The sequence below is a fragment of the Halobacteriovorax sp. YZS-3-1 genome (assembly GCF_047084945.1).
GTDB classification, from domain to species: domain Bacteria; phylum Bdellovibrionota; class Bacteriovoracia; order Bacteriovoracales; family Bacteriovoracaceae; genus Halobacteriovorax_A; species Halobacteriovorax_A vibrionivorans.
On record NZ_JBKIYI010000001.1, the window covers coordinates 1,901,097 to 1,913,323 of the forward strand.

Genomic DNA, 12,227 nt, shown 5'->3' on the forward strand with positions numbered 1-12,227 from the left:
CCCCTAACTTCTTAAATTATTTAACTCTTCTCTTACTGCGCTAAATGAAACAACCTTATCAGCAAAATGATTAACAATTTGCTCTTTTTCAGTTGTTGTTGCTTCAAGTTGTCCCAGAATATTCATTAGGTGCATTTTCATATGCCCTTTTTGAATTCCACTTGTAACAAGACTTTTAAGGGCCGCAAAATTTTGGGCAAGGCCAACTGTTGCAGCAATCATCATTAGCTTATTAGCACTTGGTCGCTCTAAGATATCAAGAGACATCTTTGCTAGAGGATGGAGTTTTGTCAGTCCTCCAACCGTTCCAAGGGCCATTGGAATATCAATTTCAAAATAGAAGTTCCCGTTTTCTACTTTGCAATTTGTTAGTGATCGGTATTGTCCATCACGAGCTGCATATGTATGTCCACATGCTTCAACTGCTCTGAAGTCATTACCAGTTGCTATAACAACTCCATCAATCCCATTAAAGATTCCTTTATTGTGAGTTGTGGCACGGTGTGGATCAATATGAGCAATTCTTACTGCTCGTGCAAACTTTGATGCGAAAGTAGCAGTATCCATACCAATCGATTTTTCAGCAAGATCCTCAATTGGACATTCAACCCATGCTCTCACACGACAATCAGGCGTATAATTTGAAAGTATACACATGACGACCTGTACATCTTCACCAAGCGAGTCTTCAAGGTACTTACCTACAGCTTCTAGAACTGAATTAATGAAATTAGCACCCATGGCATCGCATGTTTCAAACGACATTTTTATTTGATAATAATTTTCTTCTTTATCTGTTAGATCAACTAACTCAATAGATCGTACTCCACCACCACGCTTATCCATATTTACAGTGATTGGTGCAAGTGAATTTAGGATATCGATTTTCTTATCTTCAAAAAAAGACTTTAAGCTCTCTTTATCTCCTTCGTAGATAAAGTGGACCTGGCCAATCTTTTCGCTTGCAATAACTTCGGCCTTAAAACCACCGCGAGTTGACCAAAACTTTGCGGCCTTTGATAATGCTGCAACAACAGAACTCTCTTCAATAACCATTGGAACTGTATATACTTCGTTATTAAGAACGAAATTTGGAACTAGGCCATACGGTAGATAGAAATTTGTAATTGTATTTTCTGAGAACTCATCAAAAGTAGATTGTAGCTTCTTATCAGAATGCCAAAATGAAAGTAATTGTTCTTTCACTTTTTGTGCATCGATATTCTGATCTTGGCCATCATTTGATAAGCGGTTTGCAATAAACTGGACCTTTTGTTCTTTTGATAGTTTTGAAAAACCTTGAATCAATTTCAATGTTCTCTCCTCACACTAAGAAATGAATTAGCAAAGTTAAGGCCTTTTTTAATTTCCCCAACTTGTTGCTGAACACTCTCATAATCTACCATAGCAGTTTTTAAAAACTCACTTGCCATGGCAAAAATAGCGCATCCTTTGGATAACTTACATAAATAATGGCCATCTAAATATGACTTAATCCCACCAGAGATTATAAAATTCTTACACTTAGCAGCACTACCTAACTCGTCAATTAAATCGTTGGTCATATGTACCATTTCAAGGGCAGTATGGCCAACATGACACAATGGTTCATGAACTGTTAAGTTGTTAGAATTTCTAAGATATTCTAATTTTGAGAAGTTTGTCCCACCAAATGAAGCAAACTCTATCGCACATAGGTCCATCATCATTAGGGCCTTTAGAGTACGTGGCCCCATTCCCTGTCCAACTTCTTTTACAATTATTGGAAACTTAAAATATTCAACACAAGTTTCAATTGTTTCAAGAGGAGCTCTTTTAATGATATCCCCTTCAGGTTGAAACCATTCTTGGGAAGGGTTTATATGAATGATCAATCCATCTGCATTTAATTTAGTGACGAGACGATCCACTTTTGAAAGTTCTTTCTTATCAATTAACTCTTCTAATTGAGCAATACCTAGATTTGCAAAAACAGGTGAATTATTGGCCAAGGACTTAACGTGAAAATCATCAAGGAATTCATCGCTATCGAGTAACTTACGACAAGAACCAAGGCCCATCCCAATACCGAACTCTCCACATGCACGGGCCAGATTCTCATTGATCTTACCTGCAATCCCAGTTCCGCCAGTCATGGAAGAAATCCACAGTGGAAGCTTTAAACTAAATCCTGCAAATTCAATTCCTAGATCAAGCTCCTGAGCATTACCGCTGAAAAGAGGCTCATAATAGAATCTCTTATCACTTGTTGCCGCTAGAGTTTGTGATTTTGCAGTTAATTGAATGTGCTCAAGCTTACGGTCTTGAGTGGCCGATTTTGTGTTATTCATACTAGTAATTCTGGCAATTTAGCAGATTTTATCCAGAGCAACAAGAAAGGTTTTTATCAAAAGAAAAAACTATCTGATTTGTGCGCAAATTTAACATTTATTTAATGATAAGAATGAACTCTTTCTTTAAACCGTTCACTTTCTTAAGTAATTTCGACAACTTACCATAGAGCAATTCTTCCTCTTCACCGTTAAGCTCCATCCCAATAAAGGCCGTTGTATCCCCAAAGACCTCTAAACTCTCCTCGATTAATCTTGTGAGACGATATGGAGTATCCATCAAAACTTTAGGCATTTTCACCTTTTTCAGATTAGTTAAATAATTCTTTCGCTCATCAGGTTTACGTGGAGGAAAGCCAGCAAACGTAAAATTAGAACAATCAATGCCACTTAGAGCAACGGCCAAAGAAATAGAATTACTATGAGGGGTACAAGTAACGCGAATGCCGAGTTCGTGACACTTCTTCACAAGCTTTTGACCTGGATCACAAAAGGCCGGAAGTCCTCCATCACTCATCAGGTATGCGTTCTTTCCATTTTGAATTTGTGTAATAATATCTTGCTCAATATCACGTTGGGTATGTTCATTAAAAAGGATAAAATCATCAATGAAAGAGCGATCTAAGCCAAAGCGAATCCATCGTCTTCGACATGGCTTTAGGTCTTCAATTAAAAAAAGACTATTATCAGCATCATCACAGGCCTTAAGCATTAATGCCTTCGCCTCTGACTCAAGGGGATTAACTTCATCAATCGGTGTTGCAATTAAGTATAGAGTTCCATATTTCATGACTTTTATATAAATCCGATTGGTTATAAACACAAGTTCATGTATATATTTGATATGGATAAAATATATGAAATCTACCTGGTAGTGATACCTGGACTTGAAAAGAGTGCCCTTTTAGAGATTAAGGAGAAGCTTTGTCGAATAGAGGCCTTTCAAGAGATTTCAAATGATGGATTAAGCTTAAAATCAAAGAATCTCTTTATTCTACTAGAGTTTATCCTCGAATTAAGAATTCCAACAAAAGCACTTCTTCGAATCGATTACTTTATCGCAAGAGACCTTCCAAAACTATATAAGAAATTATCCAAGATTAATTGGAACGATTATATACCAACGAAAGAATTTGAAGTGAAAGTTAGCTCTCATAACTCACGTCTCTTTGATGATCGCAAGATAATAAAGACAGTTAAGGATGCAATTTCTAGCTATCAAACTGCTCAACCATATAAGAAGAAGTACGATGAACTAAACTGGAGTGTCCCAGCGACAATTCACTTAAGGTTTGAAGAAGATAATTGTAGCCTATCAATTGATTGCTCAGGAGAAAGACTCGACAAACGAGGCATAAAAACTCTATCGGCAAAGGCACCAATGAGAGAGTCAATTGGAGCAGCTCTTATTAGATATATAAATTCATCTGATGTAAATTATGATGTACTCATCGATCCAATGGCTGGAAGTGGAACAATCATAAGCGAGTTCTTCAGACAAGATCAAAGAAATGAACAAAGAGAGTTTAACTTTAGAAACTTTCCTCTTTATCGAAAATTTGCGGCCCAGAAAATAGAGAGGCCACAAGTAACTCCAAGAAAGGCCTTTGCCCGGGACATTGATGGTAAGAACTTAGCGGCAATCAAAGAAAATAATCTCGAATTCATTGAAAATGAATGGCTAACAATAGAGAAAATGGACTTCTTCAAATCAGAATCTCTACCTGAAAATTCGATAATTACCTGCAATCTACCTTATGGAAAAAGAATAAAAACAAAAGAGAAAGATATCCATCTTTTTATAGAGCGGTTTCTCAAAAAAGCAGAATCACTTAATACGAAGGCAGCCTTCTTTGTTATGCCTGAAACATTTAAAATCAATCAAAAGAAATACCAAGTCACAAGAAGTGAGAGAATTAATAACGGTGGTATTTGGGTGCAATTTATTAAGGTTCTATTTTAAGTAGGCCATTGTCTTAACGCTTATACCACTTACATGGGGTATAAGAATTAACTCACCTGTTTTAACGTCCTGAACTTCTTTGCCATTAGTCTGTGTAAGTTTATGAATTTTAGTAAACTTCTCTTTCCCATCTGGAGTAGAAAGTCTAAGTTCATCACCTACTTTTAGAGCAATATCCTCATTTCTCATACCTTTTACAAGAATAGCAATATGAGATTTCTTAACAACATCCACAACTTCACCAATGAAGCCTTGATCCTCACGTTGGACTCTCTTATTCTTAAGCTTTTTAAAAAGTACATCTGATTTATTCACATGAAAGAAGCCACGAGTTGTACTGTTAGGATATTGATTCTTAAATTCTTTTGCTTCTTCCTTATTAAAGTTCTCACAAAGAGATATCGTTTTATCGACAACGGACTTAGACTCCTTGTCGAGGTGTCTTACGTCAATTCTAATATCATCAACGCCACACTCTTCAATTTCATCTAAGTATTCAAGTAGGTACTGGTCTTTCGTGTTAAACATAAAAGTCCCATGCTGATTTTCAATAATTGGAAAACCTTTATGGGGAGATTCTTCACTAGAGCCAGCGACTTCTATATATTTACCATTATTTTCAAATTCTTCTAAATCTTCATCAGTGTATAAAGGAGAAACAAGATTTCGTGGTGTATAAAATAGTAGGATGCGCCCGAGAACAAGAAGTTCCGTTTTCACACCCCAACTCTTAATTTCCTGACAAAATTCTTTTACGACATTGCTTGATAATTCAATAGAAAGAATAATCTTTCTTAAACGATCACCAACTAGATTCTTCCAAACTTTTATGGCCTTAATATTGTGATGGCCACCAGTATCAAGTAAAAGATCAATACTTAAGTTCTCATAAGAATTTAGGATAAAATTAATGGCCCCAGGATCTCTTAAGCGAATACTCGAAAAACCTAAATCAGCATATTTTTTGAATTGTTCACGATACATCTTAAAACGGCTCTCCGTCATAAGAATATCCCACTCTAGAGTGTACTTAACTTTTTGGGCCTTACACTTTTCTATAATCTCAAGCATTTCATCTATTGTTAGCTTTCCAACCTGAGAGAATAGTCGCGTGGCAAGAATAACCTCACTGAATTTACTAGTATCCAGTGATTCAAGTTCATCAATATGTGAAATATAAGTAATGGCCTTCATTAATTAGTAACCCTTGCACGTACGAGATTATTAATATCAACCCCATCAACATATGGGATCTTAAATAAGGCACCTGGGCGAGTGCGACTAAAGTCCTGTCCTGCGAGATTTTTAATGTGATCAATATTTACTTCGACATGAGAATCATTAAACGGAAGAATCTCTAAGGACTCCCCTATTTCAAATGCACTCTTTACATCAACAACGATAAATTCATCTTTTACAACTTGAGCAACTTTTCCAATTGCTCGATATGTCTTCTCTTCGTGTTCACGATCATTATAAATAGAGCTCTCATCAGCTTCTTCAACTAAAGATGCTTGAGTATATGCTCGGTGAGTAACTTTAGTTAGCTCCTCTTCCCATTTTAAAAGGTCTTCACTTAAGAAGTTTCCATGCTCTTTATAGTAAGCAAGTGCCTGAGAGTAGACCATTGAAATGGTACCAGCATACATTGGTGATTTCATACGACCTTCGACTTTCAGAGAGTCGATTCCAGCATCAATAAAGTCTTGAAGAAGTCTAATCCCTTCCAAATCTTTTGAGCTCATAAAATAGCTATTAAGCTCTTTCTTCCCATCATCAATCTTATATTCAAAGCGACAACTATGGGCACAACCACCACGATTTGAATCACGGCCTTGCGTATAATTTGAGATAACACAATTTCCAGAGTAGGCCATACACATTGATCCGTGTACGAACATTTCAATTTCAACACCGGCCTCTTCTTTGATCATCTTTGCATCAGCAATTGAGACTTCACGTCCGAGAACAATTCTCGTAACACCAAGCTTCTTCCAAAGCTTAGCACTTTCAACATTTAAGCAACTGGCCTGTGTTGATAAATGAATCTCTAGATTAGTATTTTCTGCGATATAATTAATAACACCAGGATCAGATACGATAACGGCATCAATTTTAACAGCGTCAAGCTCTTGAATAAAATCCAATAGCCCGTCAAAGTCTTTATCGTGAAAGAAAGAATTTAGAACGACATAAACACATGAGCCATGCGCATGAGCAAACTCAACACCTTCTCGGATTTCTTCAATCGTAAAATTATCCGCGGCTTGGCGTAGTCCATATTTCTGCCCCCCTAAGTAGACAGCATCTGCACCATAACTAATGGCGACTTTTAATTTCTCAAGGCTTCCTGCTGGAGCTAAAAGCTCAGGTACCCATCTGGTGTTTTTTGCATCTTTCATAAGGTCTTCTATGTACCAGAAATTACGTATATAATAAAGGCATAGACAAAACTTATATAGATTTTATGAAAAAAGTATTCAACATTTTATTTTATTTGGCCTGTGTTCTAATTATCGCAATTCTAGGAGGGCTAACTTACCATTATTACGAGATGCCTCTTCGCGATGACCCGGCCCCCTATAAGTTAAGTGATTCTGTTTATGGGCCAGATGATATCGCATCAAACACAGATGTTCTTGTAATTGGTGATGATCTGGGCAAGACCTTAAACCCATATATTGGAGAAATCACAACAAAGCTCTCTCAGAAATTGGCCAGGCCTCTAGCTATTTATAATATATCAGCAAAGAACGAAAGTTTGTTTCGTACAATTGAGAAGGTCTCAAAGCTTACTAAGGTTCCTAAAATAATTATATTGGCCACTGGTTTTTCTGAGATGCAAGAAGAACTCTATCCAAAGTCAAACAAAGAATTAAATATTAATAATATTAACTTTAAGATATATCGAAATCTCTATATTCAAAGTTTCATTAAATTATATCCCAATTTATCTAAGTTATTCTATCTCAACGAAAATATAAAAGAGCTAGAAAAACAAGTAACGCCATTAGATTATTCTAAACTAAGCGCTAAGGCCTTTCGCTCAATTTTTGATAAAGAAGTTCTACTCTATCAACATCGATTAGAGAGCTTTCTTCGAGAACTAAGGAAAAAAGGCGTAAATGTACTAATGGTTTTACCGCCAATTAATATAGAAATAAGTAATCTTAAAGTTTGTGAAGATACGACAAATGATAAAATAGAAAAAGCACTCCAAAAACTTGATAACCTACTAGAGCAAGGTAAAACAAAGGAAGGTCAGTTACTGGTGGAAAGTCTTGATAAGAAGATTGTGGCCAATACAAAATATCATCAGTTAAAACAAGAGCTCTACCGAAAACAAGGTCAGATAACAAAATCTTACGAGCAAGCTCTACTAAAACTCGCCTTTGCGTGTGAAGTGGAATCTTCTCATCCAGTTTTCACTAAAATTTTAGAAAGAACAGCTATTAATCAAAATATTGATATAGTCGACTTTCAACAAATCATAAAAGAAAATTATATGCGTAATCCACTTTTTGTTACTAAGAAGACGCCACAGGATATCTATTATCCAAAACTTGTTAATGAACTTGTTATTAAACTTAAACAACTTACTCAACTACAATAGAGAGGCCTTATGAGACTTACTCACGAAGCAAATAAAATCATCATTAAACAAGGCGATCAGTCAGATACAATCTATCTAGTTGAAGAAGGAGAATTACTTGTTTTTGTTGTAGATGGAAGCAAGGTAAGTCCAGTTGCAACAATAGGTCCAGGAGAAATGATAGGTGAAATGGCGTTCTTTGCTGGAACTCATCGCGCAGCCTACGTTATGACAAAAACACCGACAACTCTTATGGAGATCGACAGTGAAACAATAAAGGATCAAATTCCTGACTGGTTGTTTAAAATGACTAAGAACGTGGTCGATCGTATTCATCACCTCGATAAGGTTATCGCAAAAAGTGGAATAAAAAGAAAGAAAGTCGACTCAGTAAAGCCACTTTCAATTGAAGAACAAAGAAGTATTCTGGATTTAATTTGATTTAGAGGGCCAAAAAACATGACAACATCTAAAAGTTTACCTTATTCTAAAAAATCAATTGAAGACATCCTAAACGAATTAGAAAGTGATATTAAAAGCGGACTCTCTCAAGAAGAAGTCATAAAGAAGACTTCAAAATATGGCAAAAATATTTTAACGATTAAGCCACCTATCTCAAAACTTACAATCCTAATTCGACAATTAAAAAGTATCATCGTTTTACTTTTAGCACTGGCCTGTGCAACCTCTTTTTTTATGGGCCATACAATAGAAGGCCTAACAGTTGTGGCCGTTCTGATTATTAATACAGCACTTGGTTTCTTTACAGAACTTAAGGCTGTTCGATCAATGGAGGCATTAAAGAAGATAGGAGTTTCAAAAACAGGAGCTATACGAAATGCACAAGCAATCAATCTCGATACTAAAGAACTAGTACCTGGGGATATTGTCATATTTGAAGCAGGAGATGTTGTTGGTGCAGATATTAGAATTATTGAAGCTAATAATATAAATGTGAATGAGTCGATACTTACTGGGGAATCAGCACCAGTAGATAAAACTCATGAAACACTTTCTAAAGATACAATTATAGCTGAAAGAAATAATATACTCTACAAAGGTACTTCAATAACAAGAGGCTCTGGTAAAGGTATTGTTATAGCCACAGCAATGATGACTGAAGTTGGACAAATTGCAAAAGCAACTCAACAAGAAAAAGAAGAAGTAACTCCTTTAGAAAAAAGGCTTGATAAACTTGGTGGTCAAATCGTTTGGTTTTCTTTGGCCATTGCTATCTTAATTGCAATTTCTGGTGTTATGGCCGGGAAAAGTTTTATACTCATGCTAGAGACTGCTATTGCGCTAGCAATTGCAACAATTCCAGAAGGCCTTCCCATTGTTGCAACATTGGCCCTTGCAAAGGGCATGTGGAGGATGGCAGAAAATAATGCATTAATTAATAAACTTGCCGCTGTAGAAACTCTAGGTGCGACATCAATCATCTTTACAGACAAGACAGGGACATTAACTGAAAATAGAATGAAAGTAAGGCTTATGAAAGGCCATGGTGATACATATAATTTGGACGATCATCACAATCTTCAAGAAAATACTGAATTAAAGAAATTAATAAAGGTTGGTCTTCTCTGTAATAATTCTAAAATCAATCATGAAAATAGTGACAAAAACATTGGCGATCCTATGGAGATTGCATTACTGAATGCCGCTAATAAGTTTGATATAAGAAGAGATGAAGTATTAAAAACAACACCAGAGCTAAAAGAAGTCCCCTTTGATAGTTCAACACTTATGATGGCCACTTATCACCAAAGTGATAAGCAAATTATAGTGGCCGTAAAAGGGGCTCCTGAGGCCGTAATTGCAGCCTGTACTAATATTGAAACAGATGATGGAGCGCTAGATTTTTCTGATGATTTAAAATTAAAATGGAAGACAGAAAATGATTTATTGGCAGCAGATGGATTGCGAATTCTGGCCTTAGCAACTAAGACAGTCTCCTCTATAAATGAGCCACCATATGAAGGTCTAAGCTTTTTAGGGCTTGTAGGGCTACTTGATCCAGCACGTTCAGACGTAAAAGATGCTATCACAAAATCAAAAGAAGCTGGAATTAGAACGATTATGGTTACTGGAGACCAAGAAGGCACTGCTTTAAAAATTGCAAAAGAAATAGGACTTATTGAAGAAAGTAATAATCTTTCAATTAATGGCAAAGTACTTGGACCTAAAGAAGAATGGAATGAAAGCCTAAGGGATAAAGTTAATCAAACACAAGTATTTAGCCGTGTAAGTCCTGCTCAAAAACTAGACTTAATCGAATATTTTCAAGCTAAGAACGCAGTCGTTGCAATGACAGGCGATGGTGTAAATGATGCACCAGCGCTTAAGAATGCAGATATAGGTATCGCCATGGGACAAAGAGGTACTCAAATCGCAAAAGAGGCCTCTGATATGGTATTGCAAGATGACCGATTTAACACAATAATCTTGGCCATCAAACAGGGCCGAATCATATATAGCAATATTCAACGTTTTGTGGTCTATCTGCTTTCTTGTAATATAAGTGAGATCTTAATTGTATCATTTGCATCCTTTATCAATGCTCCTCTTCCCCTACTACCTTTACAAATTCTATTTCTAAATCTTGTCACAGATGTTTTTCCGGCCCTTGCTCTGGGTATGGGTGAAGGCGATCACACCTATCTTGAAGAAAGACCAAGGCCTCGAGATGAACAAATTATAACAAAGAGAAAGTGGGGATTGATATCACTATATGGTGCTATTCTCACAGCATGTGTTCTAACAGGCTTTCTCTATACTTTAAAAACAACAAATGATGACAAGGCCGCACTAACAGTATCATTTTTAAGTTTAGCATTTGGACAGGTCTTCCATGTCTTTAATATGAGACTTGAAAAATCGAATTTATTTATTAATGAAATTACTAGAAATATTCATGTCTGGGGAGCAGTTGTACTTTGTACGATTATACTACTGGCCGCTGTCTTCATACCTGGCCTTAGAAGTATTTTAAGCTTGAAATTAATCGATAAACAGAGCTGGCTTATCGTAGGATATTCATCTCTTGCACCGCTTATTATCATTCAAATATTATCAAAATTTAGATTGGGAATTAGAATTTAAGAGGGTGCCATGCTCCTTTTGTTTCGCATGTGCTAAATGATCGTTTTATTAAATTTTAAATAACCTGGCAAAAGAAGAATTGAAAAGGTGTGCTCCTTTTATTTAGCATTTGCGAAACAAAAGGAGCATGGCACCTAAACTAGACCTAGTTCTTTTACAGTATTTCTTTCAGTGCGAAGTTCTTCAAGTGTTGCATTGAATTTTTCTTGACCAAATTCATTATGCTCTTGTCCTTCAACAACTTTTAGTTCACCGTTTTCAACACGACATGGGAAAGAGAAGATTAGACCTTCATCAACTCCGTACTCACCTTTTGAAGCAAGACACATAGAGAATGTCTCACCTGCTGGTGTGTCGTGTGTAAGTGCGTAAACACCATTTACACAAGCATTAGCAGCAGAAGCAGCAGATGAAGCACCACGTGCTTTAATAATTGCAGCTCCACGCTTTTGAACAGTTGTGATGAACTCATCTTTTAAATATGTTTCATCGCCAATAACTTCAGCAGCTGATTTTCCACCAATTTTTGCATTGTAGAAGTCTGGGTATTGAGTTGCTGAGTGATTCCCCCAGATTGTCATATTTGTAACTTCAGTTACATCAACTCCAGCTTTTTGAGCTAGTTGAGTTTTTGCTCTCTTCTCATCAAGAGTAGTCATAGCAAAGAAACGTGACTTATCAAGTCCTGAAGCTTCCATTGCGATATAACAATTTGTATTACATGGGTTACCAACAACAAATAGTTTTGAATCTGGTGCAGAGTGCTCTGCCATAGCTTTTCCAAGTGGACCAAAGATTCCACCATTAACTTTTAATAGATCCGCTCTTTCCATTCCGTCTTTTCTTGGAACAGCACCAATTGCTAGAATCCAGTTAGCATCTTTAAATGCAACTTCCATCTTATCTGTACAAACAATATTCTTTAGTAATGGAAAAGCACAGTCATCTAATTCCATCTTTACACCTTCAAGAGCACCTAGTGCTTGAGGTAGTTCAAGAAGTTGTAATTCAACTTCTGTATCTGGACCAAACATTTGTCCAGAAGCAATTCTAAAAAGAATTGCATAACCAATTTGTCCTGCAGCTCCTGTTACGGCAACTTTAACTCTGTTAGTCATATAAATTCCCCTTTTAAGTTAATAGAGAGTTGTTCGAATTGAAATTGGCCAATTTTAACATAGGAGTTAGACAAGTTGTAGCTTTACTTCGCAATATTAGGGGCTATAATTAAATTTAA

At 36.3% G+C, this 12,227-nt stretch carries 10 protein-coding genes; 4 read left to right on the plus strand and 6 right to left on the minus strand.

Annotated elements, in window-relative coordinates:
* Nucleotides 1–3: 3 nt before the first annotated feature.
* The 3 genes from ACMAZI_RS09030 to ACMAZI_RS09040 form a co-directional block, all read right to left on the minus strand.
* Nucleotides 4–1,314, minus strand: a complete 1,311-nt coding sequence (locus ACMAZI_RS09030) for a hydroxymethylglutaryl-CoA reductase, degradative (protein WP_115362428.1) — start codon at nt 1,312–1,314, stop codon at nt 4–6.
* The gene (locus ACMAZI_RS09035; protein WP_412473321.1) at nt 1,311–2,330 is read right to left on the minus strand and encodes an isopentenyl-diphosphate delta-isomerase; all 1,020 of its coding nucleotides are present in this window, start codon (nt 2,328–2,330) and stop codon (nt 1,311–1,313) included. The genes ACMAZI_RS09030 and ACMAZI_RS09035 overlap by 4 nt, the downstream gene beginning before the upstream one ends.
* 97 nt (nt 2,331–2,427) lie before the next feature.
* On the minus strand, nt 2,428–3,120 hold the full coding sequence (locus ACMAZI_RS09040; RefSeq protein ID WP_115362424.1) for an SAM-dependent methyltransferase: 693 nt from the start codon (nt 3,118–3,120) through the stop codon (nt 2,428–2,430).
* 54 nt (nt 3,121–3,174) lie between these two features.
* On the opposite strand from ACMAZI_RS09040, the gene ACMAZI_RS09045 reads away from it, so the two are divergent.
* The gene (locus ACMAZI_RS09045; protein ID WP_158536885.1) at nt 3,175–4,293 is read left to right on the plus strand and encodes a THUMP domain-containing protein; all 1,119 of its coding nucleotides are present in this window, start codon (nt 3,175–3,177) and stop codon (nt 4,291–4,293) included.
* On the opposite strand, the gene ACMAZI_RS09050 is transcribed toward ACMAZI_RS09045, so the two are convergent.
* Nucleotides 4,285–5,487 (minus strand): peptidase U32 family protein, encoded by a 1,203-nt coding sequence (locus ACMAZI_RS09050; RefSeq protein WP_115362420.1) that lies wholly within the window; start codon nt 5,485–5,487, stop codon nt 4,285–4,287. The genes ACMAZI_RS09045 and ACMAZI_RS09050 overlap by 9 nt on opposite strands.
* Nucleotides 5,487–6,695, minus strand: a complete 1,209-nt coding sequence (locus ACMAZI_RS09055) for a U32 family peptidase C-terminal domain-containing protein (RefSeq protein WP_412473320.1) — start codon at nt 6,693–6,695, stop codon at nt 5,487–5,489. The genes ACMAZI_RS09050 and ACMAZI_RS09055 overlap by 1 nt, the downstream gene beginning before the upstream one ends.
* A 65-nt stretch (nt 6,696–6,760) precedes the next feature.
* On the opposite strand from ACMAZI_RS09055, the gene ACMAZI_RS09060 reads away from it, so the two are divergent.
* From ACMAZI_RS09060 to ACMAZI_RS09070, 3 genes are read left to right on the plus strand one after another with little or no spacing between them, the layout of a single operon-like run.
* On the plus strand, nt 6,761–7,906 hold the full coding sequence (locus ACMAZI_RS09060) for a hypothetical protein (RefSeq protein ID WP_412473319.1): 1,146 nt from the start codon (nt 6,761–6,763) through the stop codon (nt 7,904–7,906).
* A 9-nt stretch (nt 7,907–7,915) separates the two neighbouring features.
* Nucleotides 7,916–8,326: a cyclic nucleotide-binding domain-containing protein gene (locus tag ACMAZI_RS09065; protein ID WP_115362413.1), complete on the plus strand. Its 411-nt coding sequence runs from the start codon at nt 7,916–7,918 to the stop codon at nt 8,324–8,326.
* Between the two features lie 18 nt (nt 8,327–8,344).
* The gene (locus ACMAZI_RS09070; RefSeq protein WP_412473318.1) at nt 8,345–10,990 is read left to right on the plus strand and encodes a cation-translocating P-type ATPase; all 2,646 of its coding nucleotides are present in this window, start codon (nt 8,345–8,347) and stop codon (nt 10,988–10,990) included.
* A 134-nt stretch (nt 10,991–11,124) separates the two neighbouring features.
* Here ACMAZI_RS09070 and ACMAZI_RS09075 read toward each other — a convergent pair whose 3' ends face one another.
* Nucleotides 11,125–12,108 carry a malate dehydrogenase gene (locus ACMAZI_RS09075; RefSeq protein WP_115362409.1) on the minus strand — a complete coding sequence of 328 codons (984 nt, stop codon included), beginning with the start codon at nt 12,106–12,108 and terminating at the stop codon, nt 11,125–11,127.
* Nucleotides 12,109–12,227 lie beyond the last annotated feature (119 nt).